This is a genomic window from Streptomyces sp. H27-H5, assembly GCF_026627505.1.
Taxonomy (GTDB): domain Bacteria; phylum Actinomycetota; class Actinomycetes; order Streptomycetales; family Streptomycetaceae; genus Streptomyces.
In genome coordinates this window covers 1-24968 of record NZ_JAPNLK010000089.1, presented here as the reverse complement: position 1 = coordinate 24968, position 24968 = coordinate 1, and the positions used below count along the sequence as shown (strand labels likewise).

Sequence of the window (24968 nt, the reverse complement as noted above, 5' to 3'; positions counted from 1 at the left end):
GCGGGGGGTGACGCGGAGGGCGGTTCAGAAGGTGAGGACCCCGCGGGCCACCCGGCCGTGGTGGGCGTCGTCGGCCGCCTTCGCGAAGTCCTCGATCGGGTAGACCTCGGTGACGAGTTCGTCCAGCAGCAGCCTTCCCTGCCGGTACAGCTCGGCGTAGAGGGCGATGTCGCGCTGGGGGCGCGAGGATCCGTACCGGCATCCCATGATCGTCTTGTCCAGGTACATGGACGACACGAGGAACGACGCCTCCTCCTTGAAGCCCGGCACGCCCAGCAGGATCGCCTGCCCGTGCCGGTCCAGGAGGTCGACGGCCTGGCGGATCAGTTTCACGTTGCCCACGCACTCGAAGGCGTGGTCCGCCCCCGTGGGCAGGATCTCCCGCACCGCCGCCGAGGAGTCCGCGACCGCCGAGGCGTCGATGAAGTGCGTGGCGCCGAACTGCCGGGCCACCGCCTCCTTCGCCGGGTTCGCGTCCACCGCGACGATCGTGGTCGCACCCGCGATCCGCGCGCCCTGGAGCACGTTGAGCCCGATGCCGCCGGTGCCGATGACGACGACCGAATCGCCCCGGTCGACCCTGGCCCGGTTCAACACCGCCCCGACGCCCGTCAGGACCCCGCACCCGATGAGCGCCGCCGAGGTCAGCGGGATGTCCGAGGGGATCTTCACCGCCTGCACGGCCTTCACGATCGTCCGTTCCGCGAAGGCCGAGTTGGAGGCGAACTGGAACAGCGGCTTCCCGCCCCGCGAGAACGGCTGCGCCGGCATCCCGATCGCCTTGCGGCACATCGTGGGCCGTCCCCGGTCGCAGTCCGCGCACGCCCCGCAGTTCGCGAGGGTGGACAGCGAGACGTGATCGCCGGGCACCACGTGGGTGACCCCGACGCCGACCGCCTCCACCACGCCCGCCCCCTCGTGCCCCAGCACCACCGGCGGCGGGAAGGGGATCGTCCCGTCGATCACCGACAGGTCGCTGTGGCACAGCCCGGCCGCCGCGATCGCGACGAGCACCTCTCCCGGCCCCGGGTCGCGGATCTCCAGATCCTCGACCACCTGGGCCTGCTTGCCGTCGAACACGACGCCTCTCACCTGGGCTCCTTCGGCAGGCCGAGCACGCGCTCGGCGATGATGTTCCGCTGGATCTCGTCCGAGCCGCCGTAGATCGTGTCGGCGCGGGTGAACAGGAACAGGCGCTGCTCCTCGTCGAGTCCGAGTTCGTAGGGCAGGCCGGGCGCCCAGTCCGCGGGCCCGGCGGCGGCCGCCGCGCCCCGGACCGCGACCGCGAGTTCCCCGAGCCGCTTGTGCCAGCCGCCCCACAGCAGCTTGGCCACGCTCGGCGCGCCCGCGTCGCCGGCCGCGCCCAGGGTCCGCAGCGCGTTCCACCGCATCGTGCGCAGCTCGGCCCACTGCCGTACGAGACGGTCCCGCAGCACGGGGTCTCCCTCGCCCGCGGACCCGCGCCCGGCGACCCCGCACCCGGCGTCACCCGCGCCGGAGGTCGTGTACGCCGCCAGCACCCGCTCCAGCTCCGCCGCGAAGCCGATCTGCTGGACCAGGGTGGACACCCCGCGTTCCAGGGCGAGCAGCCCCATGGCCACCGACCAGCCGTTGCCCTCGCCGCCGACGACCTCGACGGCGAGCGCCCCGTCGAAGAAGACCTCGTTGAACTCCGCCGTCCCCGACATCTGCCGGATCGGCCGGACCTCGACGCGGCCCGGCTGGTCCATGCGCACGAGGAGGAACGACAGTCCCGCCTGCCGCCGCGACCCGGCCTCCGTCCGGGCCAGGACGAAGCACCAGTCCGCGTCCCGGGCCAGGGAGGTCCAGATCTTCTGCCCGGTGACCCGGTACGGTCCGCCCGGGACGCCCGGATCCCGGACCGCCTTCGTGCGGATGCCCGCGAGGTCGGACCCCGCGCCCGGTTCGCTGTACCCCTGGCACCACAGCTCCTCGCCCCGCGCGATCCCGGGCAGGAAGCGTTCGCGCTGCTCCCGGCTCCCGTGGGCGATCAGGGTGGGGGCGAGGAGGTTCTCCCCGATGTGGCCGACCCGGCCGGGTGCGCGCAGCGCCGCGTACTCCTCCGCCCACACCACCTGCCCGGTCAGGGAGAGCCGCTGCTGTCCATAAGCCCCGTCCGGGACCTCCCAGCCCTGCCCGATCCAGCCGCCGGCGCCCAACTCCCTTTCCCAGGCGCGCCGCGCCGTCACCTCCTCGTGCTCGCTGCCGGGTCCGCCGAGGCCGACGGCCCCTTCGTACGGTCCCACGAGGTGCCCCGCCAGCCACGACCGGGCGCGGGCGCGCAGCGCCTCGTCCTCGGCCCCGAAGCTGAAGTCCACCGGCCCCCCTCTACGCGTTGGGGCGGTCCTTGGCGGCCGCCGCCTTCGCCATGGCTTCGAGCTGCGCGAGCATCGGCATCGGGTCGGTGCCGACCGTGCCGGGGAGGAAGTCGGCGATCTTCTCCGGGGTCCAGGAGCCCTCCGCGTACCCGGCGCGCAGCTCGCGCGGCTGGGCCCACACGGCGATCTTCGGGCCGGCGATCGTGTAGACCTGTCCGGTGATCGGCTCGCCGCCGACGGCGACGGCCCGGTCGGAGAGCAGATAGGTGACCAGCGCGGCGACGTCCTCGGGCTCGCCGATCTCCTTGAGGTCCATGGGCACGTTGGCCGACATCCGGGTACGGGCGACGGGCGCGACGGCGTTGGCCGTGACCCCGTACTTGGCGAGCCCGAGTGCGGCGGAGCGGACGAGGGAGATGATCCCGCCCTTGGCGGCGCTGTAGTTGGCCTGGGCGACGGAGCCTTGGTGGTTGCCGCTGGTGAAGCCGATCAGGGTGCCGCCGCCCTGCTTGCGCATGACGGCGGAGGCGGCGCGAAAGACGGTGAAGGTGCCCTTGAGGTGGGTGGCGACGACCGGGTCCCATTCCTCCTCGGACATGTTGAAGAGCATCCGCTCGCGCAGGATGCCCGCCACGCAGACGACCCCGTCGATCCGCCCGTACCGGGCGAGCGCGGTGTCGACGATGCGCTGTCCGCCCGCCATCGTGGAGACGTCGTCGGCGACGGCCACGGCCTCGCCGCCCGAGGCGACGATCTCCTTGACCACCGCCTCGGCTATCTCGCTCGTGGGCTCGCCGCCCTCGATGCCGACGCCGTAGTCGTTGACGACGACCCGGGCGCCCTCGGCGGCCGCGGCGAGTGCCACGGCCCGCCCGATGCCCCGGCCCGCGCCGGTGACGGCGACGACCTTGCCTGCCAAGAAGTTCCCCACGCCCGACCCCTTCCCGCGATTTCTGACGGACCGTTAGATTCTATGGGCAGGCGGACGCGCCTGCACAAGCCCCTGTTGGGTTCCGTATGGCAAGGAGCTGATGAGTCAGATGGGCATGCCCGCCGAGTTCCACGACATCGCCAAGCGCGTCAACAACTGGGGCCGCTGGGGCGCTTCCGACGAGATCGGCACCCTCAACCTGATCACCGACGAGGTCGTCCGGGCGGCCGCCACCGAGATCCGCACCGGCCGCCGGATCCCGCTCGCGCTCCCGCTGAAGGAGGACGGGGTACAGGTGGGCATGATCCCCGGCCGGATCAACCCGCTGCACACGATGGTGCAGGTCAACCAGGAGATCTTCGGCCCGGGCACGGTCGCGTGCAGCGACGACGCCGTGACGATGGGACTCCAGTGCGCCACCCACTGGGACGCCCTCACCCACGTCTCCCACTCCGGGAGGATCTACAACGGCCGCCCCGCCGGCACCGTCACGGCGCACGGCCGCGCGGAGTTCAGCGGCATCGACAAGGCGGGACCCATCGTCTCGCGCGGGGTCCTGCTGGACGTGGCCCGCGCCAAGGGCCTGGACCGACTCCCGGGCGACCACGCCGTGACGCCCGAGGACCTGGCGGAGGCGGAGGAGTTCGGCGGGGTGACCGTCCGCGCGGGGGACATCGTCCTGGTCCGCACGGGCCAGATCCAGGCCTACCTGGCCGGCGACAAGCACGGCTACGGCTTCCCGTCACCCGGCCTGTCCGTCCGTACGCCCGAGTGGTTCCACGCCCGGGACGTGGCGGCCGTCGCGAATGACACCCTGACCTTCGAGATCTTCCCGCCGGAGATCGACAACCTCTGGCTGCCGGTGCACGCGCTGGACCTGGTGGAGATGGGCATGCACCAGGGCCAGAACTGGAATCTCGAAAAGTTGTCCACAGCCTGTGCACAAGAATCCCGCCACGCGTTCCTGCTCTCCGCGATGCCGGAACCCTTCGTCGGCGCGGTGGGCACCCCGGTCGCCCCGGTCGCCATCCTCTGACCGCCGCTCAAGGTGCCCGCCCCGGGGCCCGTTCGCGGGCCCCGGGCGCGGTTCGACCTGCGGGTGGCGGCGACGCGCATGCACGCCCCGAGCGCGGCACGGCAGCCGCCACCCCACGACCCGCACTCGTCAAGGCAGGACCCTTGGCGTCCCCTCGCGACGAATCGCTCCCCACCAGAGTGATCAAGATGTGACGAACCGTCAACACCTCGTTAGAGGTACACGCGGGGTTCCCGGTTCTGGTCAAAATGTTCGGAAGGATTCCGGGGGCCGTCCGTGGCGCAGTCCGCGGCCGCCTTCTCCGCCCGGTCGACCTCGCACCAGATCCGTTTGCCCGCACCCTCGGGCTGCCAGCCCCAGCGGTCCGCCAAGCCGTCCACCAGCTCCAGGCCGCGGCCGCCCGTGTCGTCCCCGGCTGCCTGCCGGCGGGCCGGCGCCCGGTCGCTCGCGTCGGCCACCTCGACCCGCACCCCCGGCCCGCCGAACAGCATCCGCAGCACCGCCGGACAGCCCGTGTGGACGACCGCGTTGGTGACGAGTTCGGAGATCAGCAGGATCAGGGTCTCGGCGAGCGGCTCGTCGTCCCCTATGCCGGAGCCCGCCAGCCTGGATCGCGCCCACCGGCGCGCCCGGCCGACCTCGGCGGGGTCCGCGCCTACCTCAAGCTGAACCTGAAGCACCTGCACCGCTCACACCATCCGAACCGGCGGACACTTCGCCTCACGACGGAACGGGATCACGATCCGTGACCCCCTTGCGGAGCAGCATGGTTGACGTACAGTCACCACAACAAGCGCTTCGGGCATATTCCCGCGCGAAGGAGTAGGCGTGGTGCATACTGTGCGACGCTCACGCCGCTCAACCGCTCGCATTCGTCGGAGCGTACCCGAGCGAGCACCCGACTCCGGTCCGTAATGTGCCGGGCGAAGGACACAAACCGATATCAACTCTCTGTAATCAGACATGCGTCCCGCCGCGTCCCTCCCGTGCCTCCGTGCCATACCGAGCCGGCGCCCACGAGCCGGTCCCCGTGACCGGGTACCCGCGGGCCCTTCCGAACGCCTCCCTCCGGATGCCATTCCCCGGGTACCCCGCCCCGCCCCGGCTACACCGCGGCACACCTCCCGTCACTCCGACCGCCGTTGAACCCCGCTACACCACGCCCTCCAGCAGGTCCCTCGCCAGCAGTTCCTCCGCCTCGGCCGCCGTGCGCCACTGCTCGGCCCGCACCCAGGCCCGTTTCAGGTGCAGGTGGACGTCGGCCTCCCAGGTGAACCCCATGCCGCCGTGCACCTGGAGGCAGTCCCGGGCGTTGCGTACGGCCGCCTCGTCCGCCAGCAGCTTCGCCGCCGCCGTCTCCCCGGGGTCGCCGGTGACCGCCGCCGCGTAGACCGCCGTACGAGCCACCTCGGCCCGTACCAGCATCTCGGCGCACAGGTGCTTCACCGCCTGGAAGGCGCCGATCGGGCGGCCGAACTGCTCGCGCTCCCCCGCGTACCGGACCGCGAGTTCCAGCGTCCGCAGCGCGCTCCCCACCTGGAGCGCGGCCGTCAGCAGCGCGCCCTCGTCGCGGTGTGCGCCGGGCACCGGGGCCGACGCGACGCGGTGCAGCGGGGTCAGCGGGTCCGCGGAGCGCACCGGCTCGGCCGGGGTCGAGGCGAACTGCGGCAGCCCGAGCACGGCGTCCGCCTCCCCCCAGTGCGCCACCAGGGACCCGTCCAGGTCCGAGGCCGTCACCACGGCGGTCCCGGCCGCGGCCCCCGGCACCGTCCCGGCGGCCAGGTGCGTGGCCACCAGCGGCCCCGGCACCAGAGCCCGCCCGGCCTCCTCGAAGACCAGGACCGCCTCGGGGAGACCGAGCCCGACCCCGCCCTCGGCCTCGGGGAGGCGCAGCGCGAAGAAGCCGGCCTCGCCGAGCCGCCGCCACAGGTCCCGGTCCACGCAGACCTCGGACTCGACGGACGCCCGCAGGGCCTCGCGCCCGTACCGTGCGGCCAGCAGGCCCCGTACGCCCGCCCGCAGGTCCCGCTGTTCCTCGGTCGGCTGGAAGTCCACCGGGTCACCGGCCCTTCGGGAGGCCGAGGATCCGCTCGGCGACGATGTTCCGCTGGATCTGCGAGGTGCCCGCGGCGATGGTGTACGACAGGGACGAGAGGCGGTCCAGCACCCATTCCTCGTCCAGCGCGAGGGAGCCCGCGCCCAGCACCAGGGCGGCGACGTCGTACAGCTCCTGCCGGGCGTGCGAGTAGGCCAGCTTGAAGACGCTGCCGCCGGTGCCCGGGACGCCACCGGAGCGCTCCGATTCGCCGACGTTCCACTGCGTCAGCCGCCACAGGGCCCCGAACTCGCCGTGGAGGCGGCCCAGGGCGCGCCGTACGACGGGGTCGTCCCAGCGCCCGTTCGCCTTGGCGGTGCGGGCCAGTTCCCCGAGGGTCCGCCGGCAGGCGACCACCTCGCCGACGAAGGCGGTCCCCCGCTCGAAGGACAGGGTCACCATCGTGACCCGCCAGCCGTCGTCCTCGGCTCCGACCCGGTGGCCGACCGGGATCCGCACCTCGTCCAGAAACATCTCCGCGAACTCGGTCGATCCCGCGAGGGTGCGCAGCGGCCTGACCGTCACGCCCGGTGCGTCCATCGGCATGGCCAGCCAGGTGATCCCCCGGTGCTTGGGGGTGTCCGCGTCCACGGGGGTGGTCCTGACCAGCAGCTCGCACCAGTCCGCCACCTCCGCGTGCGAGGTCCAGATCTTCGACCCCGTCACGACGTACTCGTCGCCGTCGCGCACGGCGCGGGTCCGCAGCGCGGCCAGGTCCGAGCCCGCGCCCGGCTCGCTGAACCCCTGGCACCACACCTCGTCGCCGCGCAGGACGGGCGGCAGCCAGCGCGCCCGCTGCTCGGCGGTGCCCTCGGCGGCGATGGTCGGGCCGGCGTGCAGCAGCCCGACGAAGTTGGCGCCGACATAGGGGGCGCCGGCGCGTTCCGTCTCCTCCAGGAAGATCAGGTGCCGGGTCGGGCCGGCGCCCTGCCCGCCGGCGTCCACGGGCCAGTGCAGTCCGGCGTACCCGGCGTCGTACAGCCGGCGCTGCCAGCCCGCGTCGTACGCGCGCCGGCCGGGCCAGTCGTCGGGCGACGGCTTGGCGGGCAGCTCGGGCAGCACCTTGGCCAGCCACTCGCGCAGCCGGGCCCGGAACTCCCGCTCCTCCTCGGTGGGGGTCAGGTCCACTGGCGCTCCGCCCGCAGGCCCTTGTCGAGGTCGAGCCCCAGCATGCGGATGGCGTTGCCGCGCATCAGCTTGTAGACCGTCTCCTCGTCGAGGCCCTCGACGTGGTCGAGGGCGACCTCCTTGGTGTGCGGGAAGGTCGAGTCGACGTGCGGGTAGTCGGTCTCGAAGGTCGCGTTGTCGCGTCCGACGACGTCGAGCGAGGCGATGCCGTGCTTGTCGCGGAAGAAGCAGCAGAACATCTGCCGGTAGTAGTAGGTGGACGGCGGCTCGGGGATCAGGTCGCGGACCCCGCCCCAGGCCCGGTGCTCGCGCCAGACGTCGTCGGCGCGCTCCAACGCGTACGGGATCCAGCCCATCTGGCCCTCGCTGTAGGCGAGCTTCAGCGTCGGGTACTTCACCAGGACCCCGGAGAAGAGGAAGTCCATCATCGAGGCCATCGCGTTGTTGAAGCTGAGGGACGCCTGCACGGCGGGCGGCGCGTCGGGGGACGCGGCGGGCATCTGGGAGGAGGAGCCGATGTGCATGTTCACGACGGTGCCGGTCTCCTGGCAGACGGCGAAGAAGGGGTCCCAGTACCCGGAGTGGATCGACGGCAGCCCGAGGTGGGTCGGGATCTCGGAGAACGTCACCGCCCGGACCCCGCGCGCGGCGTTGCGCCGGATCTCGGCGACGGCGAGGTCGATGTCCCAGAGCGGGATGATGCACAGCGGGATCAGCCGGCCGCCGCTGTCGCCGCACCACTCCTCGACCATCCAGTCGTTGTAGGCGCGCACGCAGGCCAGCGCGACCTCCTTGTCGTGCGCCTCCGCGAAGGTCTGACCGCAAAAGCGCGGGAAGGTCGGGAAGCACAGCGAGGCCTCGACGTGGTTGAGGTCCATGTCGACGAGCCGCGCCTTGGGGTCCCAGCAGCCCCGGCGCATCTCCTCGCGGGTGATGCCCTCCAGGGTCATGTCGTCGCGGTCGAAGCCGACGGCGGCGATGTTGCGCTTGTACGGGAACTTCAGGTCCTCGTAGATCCACCAGTCGGTCGGCGGGCCGTCGGGGTCCATGGTGATCACGTACTTGCCGCCCGTGTAGGCGAGTTCGCCGATGCCGGCGGTCAGCGGTTTGGGGCCGCGGTCGCGGTACTTGGCGGGCAGCCACACGTCGAAGAGGTGCGCGGGCTCGATCACGTGGTCGTCGACGCTGATGATCCGAGGCAGTTCCATGGTGTCCCCTCGCCCTATCTGATGGATCGTCAGAAACAAGCTAGCTCCGCCACCCCTGGACCGACAAGCGCCCGCGCCCTACGCTCTGCGCGGGATCTGACTCATCGTCAGTTAAAGGGGGTCCGGAATGACGGGCACAGGAACGGACGGCGGCACGGGGCGGGGCACGGGCGCGGGAACGGACGGCGGCGCGGCCCCGGGAACGCCCTCGGGTACGGTCCCGGGCACCACCGGCGATCCGACCGCCACGGCCCTCGCCGTCGAACTCGCCCGCTCCCGGACCCTATGGGAACTCGTCGACCGCCGGGCGGCCCTCACCCCGGACGCCCCGGTCCTCGTCGAGGCCGCCGAGGACCCCGCCGACGACCGCTCCCTCACCTTCGGCGCCCTCCGCGACCGCTCCGAGGAGGTGGCCGCCGGTCTGTACGCGAAGGGCGTGCGCCCGGGCACGGTCGTCGCCTGGCAGTTGCCCACCCGCATCGAGACGGTCCTGCTCTCGGTCGCCCTCGCCCGCCTCGGCGCCGTCCAGTCGCCGGTCATCCCCTTCTACCGCGACCGGGAGGTCGGCTTCGCGCTCAGGGAGTCGAAGGCGGAGTTCTTCGCGGTCCCCGGCGTCTGGCGCGGCTTCGACCACACCGCGATGGCCGAGCGGCTCGGCGCCCGCGGGATCTTCGAGGCCTACGACTCCCTCCCCGCGGGCGACCCCTCGACCCTCCCGCCGCCGCCCGCGTCCGGGACCGACGTGCGCTGGATCTACTGGACCTCCGGCACCACCTCCGACCCCAAGGGCGTCCTGCACACCGACCGCTCGCTCATGGCCGGCGGCTCCTGCCTGGCCCACGCCCTGCATCTGACCCCGGCCGACGTGGGTTCGATGGCGTTCCCGTTCGCCCACATCGCCGGCCCGGACTACACCGTGATGCTGCTGCTGTACGGGTTCCCGGCGGTCCTGTTCGAGAAGTTCGCGATGCCCGGCGCACTGGACGGGTACCGGCGCCACGGGGTCACCGTCGCGGGCGGCTCGACCGCCTTCTACTCCATGTTCCTCACGGAGCAGCGCAAGCGGCCCGACCGCAGGCTCATCCCCACCCTCCGCCTCCTGGCGGGCGGCGGCGCCCCCAAGCCCCCGGAGATCTACCACGCGGTGGTCCGCGAACTCGGCTGCCAACTGACCCACGGCTACGGCATGACCGAGGTGCCCATGATCACCATGGGAACACCCGACGACACCCCCGACCGGCTCGCGACCACCGAGGGCCGCCCCCCGGCGACGATGTCGATCCGCATCACCTCACCCGACGGGACACCGCTCCCCGCGAACGAGGACGGCGAGGTCCGGTTGCGCGGAGAGGCCGTCTGCCAGGGCTACCTGGACCGCGACCAGTCGGCCGCCGCCTTCGACGCCGACGGCTACCTCGTCACCGGCGACCTGGGCCACCTCACCCCGGACGGGCACCTCGTGCTCACCGGACGCAGCAAGGACGTCATCATCCGCAAGGGCGAGAACATCTCCGCGAAGGAGATAGAGGACCTCCTACACGAGCTTCCCGCCGTCGCGGACGTCGCCGTCATCGGCCTCCCGGACCCCGAGCGCGGCGAACGCGTCTGCGCGGTGGTCGAACAACCCCCCGGCTCGACCCCCCTGACGCTGGCGGACGTGACGGGTCATCTCCGCGCCCAGGGGCTCTCCCCCCACAAGCTCCCGGAGCAGTTGGAGGTGGTGGACGCGCTCCCCCGCAACGACGCCCTGCGCAAGGTCCTCAAGTACCGGCTCCGCGAGCGCTACTCCTGAACGGACGCCGAACGGACGCCGAGCGGACGCCGAACACGGTGGCTCGCGGCCGGGACGAGGCCGCGCGTGAGGCGGCCGCGCCGGACCCGGCCCTCCCCCGAAGGGCGGGCCCGACGGCCCGCGGCCGGTACCACGCCACGTCAGGCCGAGGCCCGGTGGCGCGGAGTCGGGGCCCGGTGGCGCGAGCCCGGGATCCGGTGACGGCGGGCCCGGGAGGCCGGGGTCCGGTCAGGCGTCCGGGGCCTCCACGCCGCAGTAGCCCGCGAAGGCCACCAGGATCTCGTCCTCGGAGATGCGGCCGTCACCGTCCGCGTCCAGCGCCGCGGCGACCGTCCCGGCCACCTCGACGGGGGTGCCGAGCACGCTCAGCACGCGGGCCGCGGCAGCCGGGGTGGCACCGCCGCCGCCGTCCTCGTCCGCCACCGCGATCACCGCCCGCAGGAACGGTCGGGCGATCTCCGCGAACCGGTGTGGGTTGTCCCGCAGCCGCTTCGCCGCGCCCGTCACGAACTCCTCGCGGGAGACCCGCTGGTCCCCGTCGACGTCCGCGATGCCGGCCATGCCCTGCCAGAACGCCTCGGCTCCGCCGAAGACCGCCTGACCCTTGTCCGAGCGTGCCGTCGTACCGAATTCGGCCAGCACGGCCTTCGCGGCCGCGCTGAAGTCCTCGCGGTCGATATAGCCGGACCCGTCCTGGTCGAAGGTGGCGAATCGGGCGGCGATCTTGCGCTCGTATTCTGCGCTGTCCATATTCGGCGTTCCGCCTTCACATGTGCGATGGGGTGCAGTTGAGGTGCAGTTCAAGACAAGGCAGGAGCGTAAGGCCTTCGTGGCCTGCGCGTTAAGCGAAGCGGTCAAGGAGGTGGCCGCATCGAACCCGCGCACGGGGAGCGCGGCGGGGCGCGCATGTGTGTGCCATTCGGCGTGCCCTTACGGGTGTCACGTACCGGAGTCACTTTTCGCCGGCGACCACGAGCGACGGGCCTATCACGCAGGGCACGCTCACGGGACCGGCTTCCCCCAAAAGAGGCGCACACCCCCATGTGCCCACTACATTCGATGAGTCGACACACGGCTGGGGGCAGTATGCCGAAGGACGTACCACCGCGCTGGGACCGCCGCATGCAGCAACGACTCGCCCGCGGCGAGGCCGCGGCGCTCGGCGAGCTGTACGACCGGTTCGCGTCGCTGGTCCACGGCCTGGCCCACCGCGTCCTGGGCGACGAGACGGGCGCGGACCGGATCACCCGCGAGGTGTTCGGCTACATCTGGGAGAACCCGGACGCCTACGACCCCAAGCAGGGCTCCATGCGTTCCTGGGTCGCCCGCGTCACCCAGCGCCAGGCCGTGGACCGGCTGCGCCAGGCCGAACTGGGCCGCGGATCCCGCGAGGAACTGGAGCAGAAGGTGCGCACCGCCAACGCCGCGGCCCGCGCGGACTACATCGTCACCTCCATGCCCGCGCCCCTGCGGGCCGCCCTGGAACTCGCGTACTTCAAACGTCGCGACTACCGGCAGGCCGCGGCGGACCTGCAGATCAGCGAGGACGAGGCGCGCCGCCGGCTGCGGCTCGGGCTGCAACTGCTGTCCACCGCCAACGTCCTCCCCCGGGAAGGCGCCTCACCGCCCCGATACGGCCCGCCCGGATATGGAACGCCCCGATGACCGGTCCCGCCGAAGAGTTCCCCGACGACTTCCCCGACGGCTACCAGCGGCCCGTGAGCGGTTCCGCCTGGATACCAGGCCCCCGCGGGCCCGCCGACGACCTCGATCCGCGGCACGCGCCGGACCCGCTGCCGCAGGAGTCACCCGAACCCGCACCGGATCCGACGCCACCGCCGGCGCGCGAGCCGTCGTGTGAGCCGTCGCAGGAGCCGGTGTCGGAACCGGTATCGGACCCGTTGTCCGACCCGGTGTCCGATCCGTCGGTGGAGGACATCGCCGTTCCCGGGCCGCCGCCCTCGCACGCCGTGCTGAAGTCCCTGCTCGGCGCCTGGGCGCTGGCCGCCTGCTCGGCCGAGGAGACCCGGGCCGTGGAGGACCACCTCACCGAGTGCGCGCCCTGCGCCGAGGAGGCCCTGAGGCTGCGGGACGCCGTGGGCCTGTTGCAGCCCGAGGAGACCCTCGACCTCAAACCGCTGTTGCGGTCGCGGGTGTTGGAGGACTGCCTGGGCAGGCGCCCGGCCCGCATTCCGGTACCGACGTGGGCGACGCCGTACGACACCGAGACCGCGCGGCTCGACGCGCTGCTGCGGGACTTCGGCGACGCGGAGTGGCACACCCCGGTACGGCTCAAGTGGTTCGAGGAGGAGCGGCGGCAGACGCGCCGGACCACGGTCGCCGGGGTGATCGGGCATCTCCTGACGGTCGACGGACTCGTCGCGGCGGCCCTCGGGCTGGACGACCCGCTGGGTCCGCAGGCGCCGCCGGGCGGCCCGACGGACCGTACGGAGCACTTCTGGAACTCCCACCCCCACCCGGCGACCCGCCAGGTCCGCGAGCCGTGGCGGGAACAGGGGCACACCCTGATCCGTACGGTGTCCTTCGCCGGCCGCGGCGTCGCCGAGCTGGCCGTGGACTACGGGCACTTCGCGCTGCCCCTCGGGGACGCGTTCCTGGAGCGGGCCTTCGAGTGCTGGGTGCACGCCTGGGACATCGCGGAGGCCGTGGACTACCCGTACGAGGCGCCGTCCGGACCGCACCTGCACCAGATGATCGACCTCGCGGCGCGCCTGCTGCCGGGAGCGCTGGCCGAACGGCGGCGGGCCGGGCTGGCGGCGCCGGCGCGCGGACTGGTCGCGGCGGGGGCGCCCGGCCGGACCCTGCACCTGGAGATCGAGGGAGCGGGCGGCGGCGGCTGGGACATCGCGCTGGACTCGCCTGCGGCGAAGCCGTCGGCGGAGCACACCGTCGCGCACGTCGCCCTGGAGGGCACCGAGTTCTGCCAGCTGGCCGCGGGGCACATCTCCCCGGAGGAGGCGGCCGCCGGACAACACGGCGACCGCGAGGCGATCCGCGACGTCCTCACGGCGGCGGCGTCCCTCAGCCGCCTATAGGCTCCGCCGGCCTTCGAAACCCGGACCCGCGCCTCAAACGCCGGCGAGGCTGAAATGGCCGGGCCGGATCGGTGCGGGGAAGCCCCCGGCAGGGGTCAGGCGAAGACGACCGTGCGGGTGCCGTTCAGGAGGACGCGGTGCTCGCTGTGCCACTTCACGGCCCGCGCCAGCGCCTGGCACTCCACGTCCCGGCCGATGGCCACCAACTGGTCCGGCGTGACCTCGTGGCCCACCCGCTCGACCTCCTGCTCGATGATCGGCCCCTCGTCGAGGTCGGCCGTCACGTAGTGCGCGGTCGCGCCGATCAGCTTCACGCCCCGGGCGTGCGCCTGGTGGTAGGGCTTGGCGCCCTTGAAGCTCGGCAGGAACGAGTGGTGGATGTTGATGATCCGCCCGCTCAGCTCCTTGCACAGGGTGTCGGACAGCACCTGCATGTACCGCGCGAGGACGACCAGGTCGACGCGCTCGGTGCGGACCAGCTCCAGGAGTTCCGCCTCGGCGGCCGCCTTCGTGTCCTTCGTCACCGGGATGTGCACGAACGGCACGTTGTACGAGCCGACCAGCTCGGCGAAGTCGGTGTGGTTCGAGACGACGGCCGCGATCTCGACCGGCAGCGCCCCGATGCTGGACCGGAAGAGCAGGTCGTTGAGGCAGTGGCCGAACTTGGACACCATCAGGACGATCCGCATGCGCTCGTCGGAGCGGTGGATCTGCCAGTCCATCCGGAAGGAGTCCCCGATCGCGGTGAAGCTGGCCCGCAGCTTGTCCACCGTGACGGGCGAGTCCGCCGTGAAGTGCACCCGCATGAAAAAGAGACCGGTGTCACGGTCGCCGAACTGCCGGCTGTCCTCGATGTTGCATCCGGTCATGAACAGGTAGCTCGACACGGCGTGCACAATGCCCTGCTTGTCCGGGCAGGACAGGGTCAGGACGTACTGCTGGGGCTGCTGCTGCGGGTCTGCGCTCATGACCCCACAGCCTTTCACACCGCGCGGGTGAGGATCCTCAGTACGTCGAGCGACGTCGGCGGTACGTCGGGGTCGTCCGCGTCCGCCGCGGCGAGCCGTACGTGGGCCTCGCGGGCGGCGCGTACCGCCTCGGGCCAGGCGTGGTGTTCCAGGTACGTCGACACGGGCGCGTCCGGTCCGACCTGGTGGAGGATCCGCAGCACGCGCAGCACGGCGAGGTCCACGACGGCCGCCTCGGCGGAGTCGCGGAAGATCGTGCCGACGTACTTCTCGGCGGACCAGCTGTCGAGCCAGGTGTCCTCGACGAGCCGGTACACGGCGTCGGTGACGTCGCCGTAGCCTTCGACGCCGGTCGACCAGACCTCTTCCTGGAAGGCCGGGTCGGAGAGCATGTGCAGCGCCGAGCGCACATTGGCGCGCCAGCGCCACCACGGCATGTCGTTGAGGGGCATGCCGCCCATGGTGGAGGAGCGGCCGCCGCGGCGGGAAGAGTTCTTCGAACCTTGGGCGAATGTCACGCTTTCGATCGTACGTTCCCCCCACCTGCGATCTTGAGGCGCCCGGGCGTGCGAGGCTGCCCCGCCAATTCACCCGGGCGTCACCGAATGTTGTGTACACCTCACTCTCCAGTTCCCCGTGAGGCGGAATGGTGCGTGGACATGACCAATCGGCGACGCACGGCGACCTTCACCCGCACCTTCCTGGCCACGGCGATGGGCGCGTGTCTCGTCGCGGGCTGCGGGACGCTCCCCGGGGACGCGGGGGACTCCGGGGGCACCCTCACGGTCATGACGTTCGCCCCGATCGGCACCAAAGCGACCAACATGCCGGGAATGACCGGGATGGCCAAGGCGTACGAACGCTGGGTGAACGCCAAAGGCGGCATCAACGGCCACAAGCTGCGCGTCCTGACCTGCAACGAGAAGAACACCCCCACCGGCGCCGCCGACTGCGCGCGCGAGGCCATCGCTGAGAAGGCCGTCGCGGTCGTCGGCTCGTACAGCCAGCACGGCCGCGCCTACATGGCCCCCCTGGAGGCCGAGGGCATCCCCTTCATCGGCGGGTACGGGGTCTCCTCCGAGGAGTTCCAGAGCCCCCTGTCCTACCCCGTCAACGGCGGTCAGCCCGTCCTGCTCGCCGGCGCCGGCCACCAACTGGGCCGCGCCTGCTCCAAGGTGTCCCTGGTCCGTCCCGACACCCTCGCCGGCGACGCCCTGCCGGTGCTGCTCAACGCCGGGCTCAAGGCCAACAACGTGCCCGAGGCCGCCGACATCCGGGCGGCCGAGGACTCCGCGGACTTCGCCCCGCAGGCCCGCGAGGCGCTCGCCAACGTCTCCACCGGCAAGGAGCGCAGTTGCGTCGCGGCCGTGCTCGGCGAGCGCACCGAGACCTTCTTCGACGCCTTCCGCCGCTCCGACGGCCGGCACGCGAAGGCGCAGATCTCCTCCGTGCTCGGCAGCGTCAGCCAGTCCCTGGTGGACCGCACCGGCGGCAAGGAGAGCCCCTTCGAGGGCGCCTACCTGACCAGTTGGTACCCGGTGTCCACCGATCCGCTGTGGGAGCCGATGCGCAAGGTCATCTCCGAGCAGGCCTTCGGCGACGACACCCTCGACCCCGACGACAGCGGCGCGCAGACCACCTGGATCGCGTACACCGTGCTGAACGAGATGGTGCGCCGCCTGGACCGGGGCGAGGACATCACCGCGCGCCGGCTCACCCGCGCCCTCAACCAGGCCGAGAACGTCGAGACCGGCGGTCTCACCCCCGACCTGAGCTGGCGCTACCAGGACCTGCGGGCCGTCGCCGGCTTCCCCCGGATCTCGAACGGCCGGGTCACCTTCCAGATCGTCCGGTCGGGCCGGCTCGTCGCCCAGCCCGGCGAACAGACCCTGGACATGACCTCGACGCTGGAGCAGGCCCCCCGCCCGACCTGATCCGGGCCAGGTCGTCTCTTCCTGATCGAAAGAGACGACCTAGAGCTGCGACTTGTCCCGCTTGGTGAGCTCGTACTTGCCCGCGATCGAGTTCCACATGGTCGCGGCCGACTGCTTGGCCCTCGTCGCCTCGCCGCTCGACGCGTTGGCCTTGCCGGCGTTGGGGGTGGTCTTGGCCTTGCCGTCCTTGCAGTTGCCCTTGTCGTGGTCCACGTCGTCCGCCCAGGCCGCGTAGCTGTTGTCGGCCGCCGCCGAGGCGTTCCAGGCCTTGGTGAGGGAGGCCGCGAGCTTCACGTGGTTCGGCAGCTTGTCCATCTTGAGGTCCTGGAGCTTGGTCACCAGCTGCTCGCGCTGGAGGGCCGCGGCGCGCAGGTCGTCGGCGGCCTGGCCGAGGTTGGCGCAGCCCTTGATGTCATCGACCGCCTTGATCACGGCGGCCCGGCTGTCGTTGCTCTCGGCGAGCAGCTTGTCGAGCTGTACGGCCTGGGGGCGGGCCGGGTCGACCGGAGCCTGCCCGACCGCCGCGGCCGACCCGCCGGTGCCGGTCGGGGCGGCGGGCTCCGCGCCCGGGTCCGTGTTCTGCGCCTTGCCGTCCGACAACAGCGCGCCGACGCCGAGTCCGACCACCACGAGGCCCGTGATCACGGCGGCGATCACCGCCGGCGACACCTTGCGACCGGCCGGCGGCGGGGGCGGCGGGGCGTACTGGGGCTGGGGCTGATGCGGCTGATCCTGGTACCCCGGCGGCATCGGGCGACCGGGACCCGCCGGGCCCTGCCCGCGCGGCGGACGGGCCCGGGGCGGCTGCTGTCGCAGCACCGGCTCCTGGATCGGCGGCATGTGCTGCGTGTGCCCGGCGGTCTCGTCGTCGCCGCGGAACAGCCCGTCGAAGCCCTCGGCGGCGTTGGGCCCCGGCCCGGGCGGTACGGGCGGGATGAACTGGGTGGCGGCCTCGGCGTGCGCGGGCGTGCCCGGGCCCGAGGGGACCGGCGGTATGTACTGCGTCGCGGCCTCACCCGCACCGGGACCCTGCCCCGGACCGGCACCCGGCCCGGCACCCGGCCCGGCGGGGACCGGCGGGATGAACTGGGTGGCGGCCTCGGCGTGCGCGGGCGCGGCCGGGCCCGAGGGGACCGGCGGTATGTGCGGTATGTACTGCGTCGCGTCCTCACCCGAGACGGGAACGGGCGGGATGTACTGCGTCGCGTCCTCACCCGAGACGGGAACGGGCGGGATGTACTGCGTCGCGTCCTCACCCGAGACGGGAACGGGCGGGATGTACTGCGTCGCGGCCTCGTGCAGCGGCGGCGGGTAGCCGTACCCGGGCTCCCCGCCCCGCTGCCCCGGCTCCTCCTGCGGCGGGTAGCCGTAGGCGGGTCCGGGCTGCTGCTGCTCGTACTGCCGCGGGTACTGCTCCTGCCCGTACCCCTCCTGCCCGTACTGCTGCCCCTGCTGCGGGTACCCCTGGTACTGCTGGGGCTGCTGGTACCCCTGGTAGTCCTGGTACTGCTGCTGCGGGGCCTGGGGCGGTGGGGCCTGGGGCGGGCCGGGCTGCCGCGGGGGCTCCTGTCCCTGCTGGGGCTCCGGGTCCTGAAGCGCGTAGTCGTCCTGTTCCCGGTACTCCGGCTGCCCCGGATATGCCGGATCCGGACCCCACGGCGCCCCTGACCGGGGGGCGCCCCCTCGTCCGTTCTGCGTCACCGGGAGACTCCTTCTCCGACTTGTCCGAACCTACGGAACCGTCGGGTCACGCTACCCGGTCATCCGCCGTCATCGGCAGGCCCACCCGAACCTTCCACGTCACCCACCCCGCCCGGGGCCGATTCCCTCAGGCGGGTTGCACCGCCGGCCGGGCCCCGAATTCCCGTACCGAGGCCTCGTCGCGGTACGGCTCCAGCCTCGTCCGGAAGTCCTCCAGGTACTCCATTCCGCGCCGCGACCGCAGCGACCCCAGGAGATCGGCGGCCTTCGCCGCCGTCTGGCAGGCCTGTTCCACCTCCCGCTGCTGCACCTGCGCCGCCGCCAGCAGCAGCATGCCGATGGCCCGGCGGCGGGCCTTGGTCTCCGGAAGCCCTCGCAACGCCTCCTCCGCGCGCCTGGCCGCCGCGTCGGCCTGCCCCAGGTCCCGGTGGCAGTGCGCCAGTTCGTCCGCCAGGTAGGACTGGTCGAAGTGCCGGATCCAGGAAGGGTCGTCGCCCGTCTCCGGCTCCGCCCGTTCCAGTGCCGTCACGGCCCGCCCGGACAGCACCGCCGTGGCCCGGGTGTCGCCCATCAGCGCGTGCCCGCGCGCCTCGGCCGCGTAGAACATGGCCTCCACCCTCGGGGTGACCTGCCCCCGCGTGCCTTCCTGGGCGGCCCGCGCCAACTGCGAGATCTCCCGCGGATTGCCCAGCTCGGCGGCGAGGTGGCTCATCGAGGCGGCCAGCACGTACCCGCCGTACGCGCGGTCGCCCGCGGCCTGGGCCAGGCGCAGCGCCTGGATGTAGTAGCGCTGGGCCAGGCCGGGCTGGCCGGTGTCCACCGCCATGTAGCCCGCGAGTTCCGTCAGCCGCGCCACCTCCGCGAACAGCGCCCGCCCGACCGGTTCCCGGTAGGACCCGCCGATCAGCCCGGACACCACGGAGTTGAGGTAGTGCACGACGACGGGCCGCACGTGCCCGCTGCCGAAGCGGTGGTCGAGTTCCTTGAGCGCCTCGGTGGTCGCCCGTACGGCGTCCACGTCGGACATCCCGACGCGCGAGCCGCCGCTGCGGGCCACCTGCGGGTCGGCGCCGGTGATCAGCCAGTCGCGGCTGGGTTCGACGAGCGCGGACGCCGCCACGCTCGATCCGGAGAGGAAGTCGCGCCGGCCGACGTCGCTGCGCCACAGCTCGCAGACCTGCTCGATGGCACCGATCACGGTCGGGGAGAACTGCAGGCCGACGCCGGAGGCGAGGTTCTTGCCGTTGGCCATGCCGATCTCGTCGATGGTGACGGTCCGGCCGAGTTTGCGGCCGAGCGCCTCGGCGATGATGCCGGGCGCCCGACCGCGCGGTTGTTGGCCGCGCAGCCATCGGGCCACGGAGGTCTTGTCGTAGCGGAGATCGAGGCCGTGCTCGGCCCCGCACATGTTCACGCGCCGGGCGAGCCCGGCGTTGGAGCACCCGGCTTCCTGGATGAGCGCCTGCAACCGTTCGTTCGGTTGGCGGGCGACGAGAGGCCTGGCTGCCATGAAAAAACCCCCTGAAGCCGCGGGAGAGCGTAGGAATGATCACTTCCCGCCTGATGTGCGGAGAATCTTCCCCTCTGCGGTGTGTGGCTACCCACGGACCGCGCCCCGACCTCCCACGCGCCCCCGCCCATGCACCGGTGCGCCCCGTATGCAGGATCGATGCTCCGCCCACGGGCCGGTGTACGCCCGTAACCCCCGGTGATCGCGAGAGTTGTGATGGGCGTGGAAGAGACCATCGGAGTCACGGAGACCGCACCCATCCCCAAGCAGCGCGGCGAGCAGTTGCTGGACCATGCCGTGCGGTACACGGAAGAACGGCACTGGGATGTCTTCCCCGGCACCTGGTTGGAGGCGGCCGACGGCCGGGAGATCTGCTCCTGCGGGACCCCGGACTGCGCGGCGCCCGGCGCCCACCCGACGGTGAAGGACTGGGCCGCACAGGCCACCGGGAGCGCGGTGCAAGTCCGGCGGATCTGGGCGAAGCAGCCCGGGGCCTCGATCCTGATGCCGACGGGGCGCACGTTCGACGCGCTGGACGTGCCGGACTCCGCCGGCTTCCTGGCGCTGGCCCGGCTGGAGCGCATGCAGCGCACCCTCGGCCCGGTCGCCCTCACCCCCGACCACCGGATGCTCTTCTTCGTCCTGCCGGGCGCCGGCGCGAAGATGCCGGACCTCGTACGGAAGTCGGGCTGGTCGCCCGCCGCGATCGACCTGGCCGCCCGGGGCGAGGGCGAGTACGTGGCCGCGCCGCCCACCCGCTTCGGCGGCCGGGGCTCGGTGCAGTGGGCCCGCAAGCCCACGCCCGCCAACCGGTGGCTGCCGGACACCGAGGAACTGATCGACGCCCTCGCGTACGCCTGCGGCAGCCACGCCCGGGACCTGCGCACCGCCTGAACGGACCGGCACGACATGCCGGCGGCACCGCTCGACAGGACCGATCGGGTAGGACCGATCGGTATGACGAATCCTTCGAGAAGTTCATGACATAAGTAACCGCTGCCGCCTCTCCCCCTCCTCCTATGGTGAAGACGTACGACCACGGGGAACGGAACGAGAGGCACGCGCATGCCCGACCAGGCTGACGCCACGACGAGCACGACGGACGGCGGGACGGGTGGCGTGCGATCCGCGCCGTCCGCCGCCGTACGCATCGAGGGACTGTGGAAGCGGTTCGGCGAGCAGGTGGCCGTCTCCGGCATCGATCTGGAGATCCCGGCGGGCCGGTTCATCGGGCTCGTCGGCCCCAACGGCGCGGGCAAGACCACCACCCTGTCGATGATCACGGGCCTGCTGCGACCCGACGCGGGCCGCGTCCTCGTCGCGGGGCACGACGTCTGGGCCGATCCCGTCGAGGTGAAGTCGCGGATCGGCGTACTCCCGGAGGGGCTGCGACTGTTCGAGCGTCTCTCCGGGCGCGAACTCCTCGGCTACATGGGCCGGTTGCGCGGCCTGCCGGGCGAGGAGACCGACAAGCGGGCGACGCAGCTGCTGGAGGTCCTGGACCTCGCCGGCTCGCAGCACAAGCTGGTCGTGGACTACTCGACGGGCATGCGGAAGAAGATCGGTCTCGCGGCCGCGCTGCTGCACAACCCCGAAGTGCTCTTCCTGGACGAGCCGTTCGAGGGGGTGGACCCGGTGTCGGCGCAGACCATCCGGGGCGTGCTGGAGCGCTACACCGCCTCCGGCGCCACCGTGATCTTCTCCTCGCACGTGATGGAACTGGTCGAGTCGCTGTGCGACTGGGTGGCCGTCATGGTCGCGGGCCAGATCCGCGCCGCGGGCCCGCTGGCCGACGTACGGGGTGACGCGCCGTCCCTCCAGAGCGCCTTCCTCGGACTCGTCGGCGCCCAGGACCGCGCCACCGGAGACTCCCTGGACTGGCTCGGCGGCGCCCGATGACCGCCACCACCGCCTCCGTCACCGCCCCCACCACTCCCGCGGCGACGCCCGCCGTCTCCCTGACCCCGCTGTTCGTCCGGCTCAAGCTGTCCCTGCTGAAGAACGGCCTCAAGGGCTCCTCGAAGCGCAAGGCCGTCTGGATCTCCAGCCTCGTCTTCGCGCTGGTCGTCGCCTTCTTCATGACGCTGGGCCTGTCCCTGCTGCACGGACACCCGCACGCCGGCACCGTCGTGGTGCTGCTCGCGGCGATCCTGGCGCTCGGCTGGGCCTTCATGCCGCTGTTCTTCCCGACCGGCGACGAGACCCTCGACCCGAGCCGGCTGGTCATGCTGCCGCTGCGCCCGCGGCCGCTCGTACGGGCCCTGCTGGCCGCCTCGTTGGTGGGCATCGGCCCCCTGTTCACGCTCTGCCTGGCCGTGGGCTCGGTGGTCGCGGTCGCGCGGGGCGTCGCGGGAGTGGTGGCCGCCGTGGTGTCCGTCCCGCTGCTGCTCCTCGGCTGCGTCGCGCTGGCCCGCGCGGTGGCGACGGCCAACGTGCAGCTCCTGTCCAGCCGCAAGGGACGCGACCTGGCCGTGCTCAGCGGCCTGCTGATCGCGATCGGCGCGCAGGTGGTGAACTTCGCGAGCCAGCGGCTGTTCCAGGCCGGGGGCCTGACGCAGTTGGAGCCGGTCGAGGCCGTGGTGCGCTGGCTGCCGCCGGCGACGGCGGTCGGGATGGTCGACTCGGTGAGCGACGGCGACTACGCGGTGGCCGCCGCCCAACTCGTCCTCACGCTGGTGGCCCTGGCCGCGCTGCTCTGGTTCTGGGAGCGCAGCCTGACCCGGCTGATGGTGACCCCGGACGGCTCCACCATCGCGGCGGCCGAGCCGCAGAAGGACCGGGGCGACGGCGGGGTCTGGGCGTTCCTCCCGGCGGGCCGCACGGGCGCGGTCATGCGGCGCAGCCTGCGCTACGCGGTCCGCGACCCGAAGACGAAGGCGTCCTGGGCGTCGGCGCTGGCCATCGGCCTGATCGTGCCGGTCTTCAACGCCCTCCAGGGCACCGGCTCCGTGTACCTCGCCTGCTTCGGCGCGGGCATGCTCGGCGTCCAGATGTACAACCAGTTCGGGCAGGACACCTCGGCGTTCTGGATGGTCGCCCAGACCATCTCGTCCCCGCGCGACGCGTTCGTCGAACTCCGGGCCCGCGCCTACGCGCTGGCCCTGATCACCGTCCCGTACACGGTGCTGGTCACGGCCGTCACCGCCGGGCTGCTCGGCGACTGGGACGTCTTCCCGGCCGGTCTGGGCATGTGCCTGGCGCTGGTGGGTTCGATGATGTGCACGGGCTCGCTGGCCTCGGCGCACTTCCCGTACTCCATCCCGACGGACGGCGCCTTCAAGAACGTCGTCCCGGGCCAGGCCGGCCTGGCCTGGATGGGGATCTTCGGCGGCATGCTGGTCTCGGCCGTGATCTGTGCGCCGATGATCGCCCTGACGATCTACCTCGGGGTGACGGACCGGCAGTCCCTGACCTGGATCCTGCTGCCGCTGGGCATCGTCTGGGGCACGCTGACCACCTGGGCCGGTCTGCGCATCGCCGCCCCCGCGGTGTCCCGCAAGCTCCCGGAGATCCTCGTGGCGGTCAGCAAGGGCTGACGCGCCGCTCCCCACTTCGAAGGCCCCGCCCGGTCCGCCGGACGGGGCCTTCGGCGTGCGGGCGGGGTGGCGGGCGGCGAGGCACCGGGGCCTGTCGGACTAGGGTCCGCACTCGACCCAGAGCAGCTTGCCGCGGTGCACGCCGTCGAGCCGGTACGCGCCGTAGCGCTCCGCGCAGAGCCGTACGAGGAGCAGCCCGCGCCCGTCCTCGGCGGCGGTGTCGGTGTCGGTGTCGGTGTCGTCGGCATCCTCGGCGTCGGGGCCGGGCGGGGCGGGCGCCTCCGTGAAGGGCGCCGGGATGGCCGGGTTGGTGTCCCAGACGCCGACCCGGACCCGTTCGGGGGCCATCGCGCGGACCCGGAGCGCGCAGGGGCCGCGGGAGTGCCGGTAGGCGTTGGAGACCAGCTCGCTGGTCAACAGCTCGGCGGTGTCGGTCAGCCGGGTCATCCCGTGGCCCCGCAGCACGGCGCGCAGGGTACTGCGGGCGATGCCGGCGGACCGCGGATCGTGGGGAAGTCGGAGGGTGTAGGCCCAGGACGGAGTTACGGTGGTGTACATGGAAGTCTCCGATCAAGGAGGACAGTTGGACCGTGTACGTGCGGTGCCCGGTGACCAGGTCGCTCCGTCGAGCGGGGTACTTCCGGGCGGTGGCCTGCCACCACGATAGGGACTCCGCTTAAGTATTTAGGCGGTTCTCGCTGAATGCACTCTCCGCCCACTCGTGTGGGTGACACTTCCTCGCGGAGGAACGCACGATGCCCATGCGTAGCAGCCCCACCGCGCGTCAACTGCGCTTCGCAGCCGAGCTGCGCAGGATGCGCGAGCGTGCCGGACTGTCCTCGGCCGAAGCCGCCGGCTTGCTCGGCATCAAGCCGAACCAGGTCAGCAACATGGAGGCGGCCCGCTTCGGTGTGAGCCCCGAGCGGGTGCGCACACTGGCGTGCCACTACGACTGCGCGGACACCGGGTTGATCGAGGCACTGGTCGCGATGACCGGTGAGCGCAAGGGCGGCTGGTGGGAGGAATATCGTGAACTGCTTCCGGCCGGCTGGCTGGACCTCGCCGAACTGGAGCATCACGCACAGGGGTTGCGTGACTCGATCACCATGCACGTGCCCGGTCTGCTCCAGACTCCCGAGCACGCCCGCGAGATCTTCCGGCAGGCCGTCCCGGCCCTGTCACCACCGGACGTCGAACATCGCGTCTCGTTCCGCGTGAAACGTCAGCGGATCCTGTTCGGGGACACGCCGACGCCCTACCAGGCGATCATTCACGAGGCCGGGCTCCGCATCGCCGTGGGCGGGCCGGCCATCGCACAGGCCCAGTTGCGACACCTGCTCGACATGGGCGAGCGGGAGCACGTGACCATCCGCGCCATTCCGTTCTCGGCCGGAGCGGTTCCGGGGTCCGGGCAGTCGTTCTACTACGCGCACGGGCGGGTACCCCAGCTGGACTCCGTACAACTGGATCAGTCACACGGCGTGGTGTTCTTGGACGCCGAGTCCCAACTCGCCAAGTATCGGCTCCTCTTCGAACGCATCGAAGCGGTGTCCCTACCCCCGGATCACACGCGAGACCTGATCGCCGACATCGCCCGACACCTGCGAAAGGAATCTCAATGATCGTGTCAAGCCGCCTGCGTGACTGGCGGGGCGGAGGTGAACAGCCTCTTGTCACGCAGCATCGCCCAGAGCACGTCGACCCGGCGGCGGGCAAGCGAGAGCAGGGCCTGGG

General features: G+C 72.1%; 22 protein-coding genes. 9 read left to right on the top strand and 13 right to left on the bottom strand.

Features of this window, described 5'->3' with window-relative positions; genetic code table 11:
- Positions 1-24: 24 nt before the first annotated feature.
- The 3 genes from OTB19_RS32935 to OTB19_RS32925 are packed head-to-tail and all read right to left on the bottom strand — an operon-like array spanning position 25 to position 3270.
- Positions 25-1092, bottom strand: a complete 1068-nt coding sequence (locus tag OTB19_RS32935) for an alcohol dehydrogenase catalytic domain-containing protein (RefSeq protein WP_267802359.1) — start codon at positions 1090-1092, stop codon at positions 25-27.
- Positions 1089-2339: an acyl-CoA dehydrogenase family protein gene (locus tag OTB19_RS32930; RefSeq protein ID WP_267802358.1), complete on the bottom strand. Its 1251-nt coding sequence runs from the start codon at positions 2337-2339 to the stop codon at positions 1089-1091. Before OTB19_RS32930 ends, OTB19_RS32935 begins: the two co-directional genes overlap by 4 nt.
- Before the next feature lie 10 nt (positions 2340-2349).
- Positions 2350-3270 carry an SDR family NAD(P)-dependent oxidoreductase gene (locus OTB19_RS32925; protein ID WP_267802357.1) on the bottom strand — a complete coding sequence of 307 codons (921 nt, stop codon included), beginning with the start codon at positions 3268-3270 and terminating at the stop codon, positions 2350-2352.
- Between the two features lie 109 nt (positions 3271-3379).
- On the opposite strand from OTB19_RS32925, the gene OTB19_RS32920 reads away from it, so the two are divergent.
- Positions 3380-4306 (top strand): cyclase family protein, encoded by a 927-nt coding sequence (locus OTB19_RS32920; protein WP_267802367.1) that lies wholly within the window; start codon positions 3380-3382, stop codon positions 4304-4306.
- Between the two features lie 212 nt (positions 4307-4518).
- Here OTB19_RS32920 and OTB19_RS32915 read toward each other — a convergent pair whose 3' ends face one another.
- From OTB19_RS32915 to OTB19_RS32900, 4 genes are all read right to left on the bottom strand, one after another.
- Entirely contained in the window at positions 4519-4992 is a 474-nt protein-coding gene (locus tag OTB19_RS32915; RefSeq protein ID WP_267802356.1) for an ATP-binding protein, read from the bottom strand.
- A gap of 466 nt (positions 4993-5458) precedes the next feature.
- Positions 5459-6361, bottom strand: coding sequence for an acyl-CoA dehydrogenase family protein (locus OTB19_RS32910; RefSeq protein ID WP_267802355.1), 903 nt, complete (start codon positions 6359-6361; stop codon positions 5459-5461).
- 4 nt (positions 6362-6365) lie between these two features.
- Positions 6366-7529, bottom strand: coding sequence for an acyl-CoA dehydrogenase family protein (locus tag OTB19_RS32905; RefSeq protein ID WP_267802354.1), 1164 nt, complete (start codon positions 7527-7529; stop codon positions 6366-6368).
- A complete protein-coding gene (locus tag OTB19_RS32900; protein WP_267802353.1) occupies positions 7520-8737 on the bottom strand; it encodes an amidohydrolase family protein in 1218 nt (405 codons plus the stop codon). Before OTB19_RS32900 ends, OTB19_RS32905 begins: the two co-directional genes overlap by 10 nt.
- Before the next feature lie 127 nt (positions 8738-8864).
- On the opposite strand from OTB19_RS32900, the gene OTB19_RS32895 reads away from it, so the two are divergent.
- Positions 8865-10529, top strand: coding sequence for an AMP-binding protein (locus OTB19_RS32895; protein WP_267802352.1), 1665 nt, complete (start codon positions 8865-8867; stop codon positions 10527-10529).
- 228 nt (positions 10530-10757) lie between these two features.
- Here OTB19_RS32895 and OTB19_RS32890 read toward each other — a convergent pair whose 3' ends face one another.
- On the bottom strand, positions 10758-11279 hold the full coding sequence (locus OTB19_RS32890; RefSeq protein WP_267802351.1) for an EF-hand domain-containing protein: 522 nt from the start codon (positions 11277-11279) through the stop codon (positions 10758-10760).
- 336 nt (positions 11280-11615) lie between these two features.
- On the opposite strand from OTB19_RS32890, the gene OTB19_RS32885 reads away from it, so the two are divergent.
- Positions 11616-12194, top strand: coding sequence for a sigma-70 family RNA polymerase sigma factor (locus OTB19_RS32885; RefSeq protein ID WP_267802350.1), 579 nt, complete (start codon positions 11616-11618; stop codon positions 12192-12194).
- Complete coding sequence (locus tag OTB19_RS32880) at positions 12191-13585, top strand: zf-HC2 domain-containing protein (protein WP_267802349.1); 1395 nt, start codon at positions 12191-12193, stop codon at positions 13583-13585. Before OTB19_RS32885 ends, OTB19_RS32880 begins: the two co-directional genes overlap by 4 nt.
- A gap of 95 nt (positions 13586-13680) precedes the next feature.
- Here the strand turns inward: OTB19_RS32880 and purU are convergent, their stop codons facing one another.
- On the bottom strand, positions 13681-14553 hold the full coding sequence (purU, locus tag OTB19_RS32875; RefSeq protein ID WP_267802348.1) for a formyltetrahydrofolate deformylase: 873 nt from the start codon (positions 14551-14553) through the stop codon (positions 13681-13683).
- Between the two features lie 14 nt (positions 14554-14567).
- Positions 14568-15014, bottom strand: coding sequence for an SCO4402 family protein (locus OTB19_RS32870; protein WP_053680990.1), 447 nt, complete (start codon positions 15012-15014; stop codon positions 14568-14570).
- A gap of 198 nt (positions 15015-15212) precedes the next feature.
- On the opposite strand from OTB19_RS32870, the gene OTB19_RS32865 reads away from it, so the two are divergent.
- Positions 15213-16487: an ABC transporter substrate-binding protein gene (locus OTB19_RS32865; RefSeq protein WP_267802347.1), complete on the top strand. Its 1275-nt coding sequence runs from the start codon at positions 15213-15215 to the stop codon at positions 16485-16487.
- A 39-nt stretch (positions 16488-16526) separates the two neighbouring features.
- On the opposite strand, the gene OTB19_RS32860 is transcribed toward OTB19_RS32865, so the two are convergent.
- Together OTB19_RS32860 and OTB19_RS32855 are read right to left on the bottom strand one after the other, a co-directional pair.
- A complete protein-coding gene (locus OTB19_RS32860; RefSeq protein ID WP_267802346.1) occupies positions 16527-18188 on the bottom strand; it encodes a hypothetical protein in 1662 nt (553 codons plus the stop codon).
- Positions 18189-18315: 127 nt separating this feature from the next.
- Positions 18316-19698: a transcriptional regulator gene (locus tag OTB19_RS32855; protein ID WP_267802345.1), complete on the bottom strand. Its 1383-nt coding sequence runs from the start codon at positions 19696-19698 to the stop codon at positions 18316-18318.
- A 216-nt stretch (positions 19699-19914) separates the two neighbouring features.
- Between OTB19_RS32855 and OTB19_RS32850 the strand changes: the two genes are divergently transcribed.
- The 3 genes from OTB19_RS32850 (at position 19915) to OTB19_RS32840 (ending at position 23234) form a co-directional block, all read left to right on the top strand.
- Positions 19915-20592, top strand: coding sequence for a bifunctional DNA primase/polymerase (locus tag OTB19_RS32850; protein WP_420716962.1), 678 nt, complete (start codon positions 19915-19917; stop codon positions 20590-20592).
- Between the two features lie 171 nt (positions 20593-20763).
- On the top strand, positions 20764-21597 hold the full coding sequence (locus OTB19_RS32845) for an ABC transporter ATP-binding protein (RefSeq protein WP_267802344.1): 834 nt from the start codon (positions 20764-20766) through the stop codon (positions 21595-21597).
- A complete protein-coding gene (locus OTB19_RS32840) occupies positions 21594-23234 on the top strand; it encodes a transporter (RefSeq protein ID WP_267802343.1) in 1641 nt (546 codons plus the stop codon). Before OTB19_RS32845 ends, OTB19_RS32840 begins: the two co-directional genes overlap by 4 nt.
- Before the next feature lie 99 nt (positions 23235-23333).
- On the opposite strand, the gene OTB19_RS32835 is transcribed toward OTB19_RS32840, so the two are convergent.
- Positions 23334-23792, bottom strand: a complete 459-nt coding sequence (locus OTB19_RS32835; RefSeq protein WP_267802342.1) for an ATP-binding protein — start codon at positions 23790-23792, stop codon at positions 23334-23336.
- A 197-nt stretch (positions 23793-23989) separates the two neighbouring features.
- Between OTB19_RS32835 and OTB19_RS32830 the strand changes: the two genes are divergently transcribed.
- On the top strand, positions 23990-24856 hold the full coding sequence (locus OTB19_RS32830) for a helix-turn-helix domain-containing protein (protein WP_267802341.1): 867 nt from the start codon (positions 23990-23992) through the stop codon (positions 24854-24856).
- The last annotated feature ends 112 nt before the right edge of the window (positions 24857-24968 follow it).

What these genes read in the sequence shown, in the direction of transcription:
- OTB19_RS32835 (WP_267802342.1), bottom strand. Translation starts at nt 23,792, where the DNA reads ATGTACACCACCGTAACTCCGTCCTGGGCCTACACCCTCCGACTTCCC.
- OTB19_RS32895 (WP_267802352.1), top strand. Translation starts at nt 8,865, where the DNA reads ATGACGGGCACAGGAACGGACGGCGGCACGGGGCGGGGCACGGGCGCG.
- OTB19_RS32870 (WP_053680990.1), bottom strand. Translation starts at nt 15,014, where the DNA reads ATGGGCGGCATGCCCCTCAACGACATGCCGTGGTGGCGCTGGCGCGCC.
- purU (WP_267802348.1), bottom strand. Translation starts at nt 14,553, where the DNA reads ATGAGCGCAGACCCGCAGCAGCAGCCCCAGCAGTACGTCCTGACCCTG.
- OTB19_RS32890 (WP_267802351.1), bottom strand. Translation starts at nt 11,279, where the DNA reads ATGGACAGCGCAGAATACGAGCGCAAGATCGCCGCCCGATTCGCCACC.
- OTB19_RS32880 (WP_267802349.1), top strand. Translation starts at nt 12,191, where the DNA reads ATGACCGGTCCCGCCGAAGAGTTCCCCGACGACTTCCCCGACGGCTAC.
- OTB19_RS32855 (WP_267802345.1), bottom strand. Translation starts at nt 19,698, where the DNA reads ATGGCAGCCAGGCCTCTCGTCGCCCGCCAACCGAACGAACGGTTGCAG.
- OTB19_RS32865 (WP_267802347.1), top strand. Translation starts at nt 15,213, where the DNA reads ATGACCAATCGGCGACGCACGGCGACCTTCACCCGCACCTTCCTGGCC.
- OTB19_RS32885 (WP_267802350.1), top strand. Translation starts at nt 11,616, where the DNA reads ATGCCGAAGGACGTACCACCGCGCTGGGACCGCCGCATGCAGCAACGA.
- OTB19_RS32840 (WP_267802343.1), top strand. Translation starts at nt 21,594, where the DNA reads ATGACCGCCACCACCGCCTCCGTCACCGCCCCCACCACTCCCGCGGCG.
- OTB19_RS32845 (WP_267802344.1), top strand. Translation starts at nt 20,764, where the DNA reads ATGCCCGACCAGGCTGACGCCACGACGAGCACGACGGACGGCGGGACG.
- OTB19_RS32920 (WP_267802367.1), top strand. Translation starts at nt 3,380, where the DNA reads ATGGGCATGCCCGCCGAGTTCCACGACATCGCCAAGCGCGTCAACAAC.
- OTB19_RS32900 (WP_267802353.1), bottom strand. Translation starts at nt 8,737, where the DNA reads ATGGAACTGCCTCGGATCATCAGCGTCGACGACCACGTGATCGAGCCC.
- OTB19_RS32830 (WP_267802341.1), top strand. Translation starts at nt 23,990, where the DNA reads ATGCCCATGCGTAGCAGCCCCACCGCGCGTCAACTGCGCTTCGCAGCC.
- OTB19_RS32850 (WP_420716962.1), top strand. Translation starts at nt 19,915, where the DNA reads ATGGGCGTGGAAGAGACCATCGGAGTCACGGAGACCGCACCCATCCCC.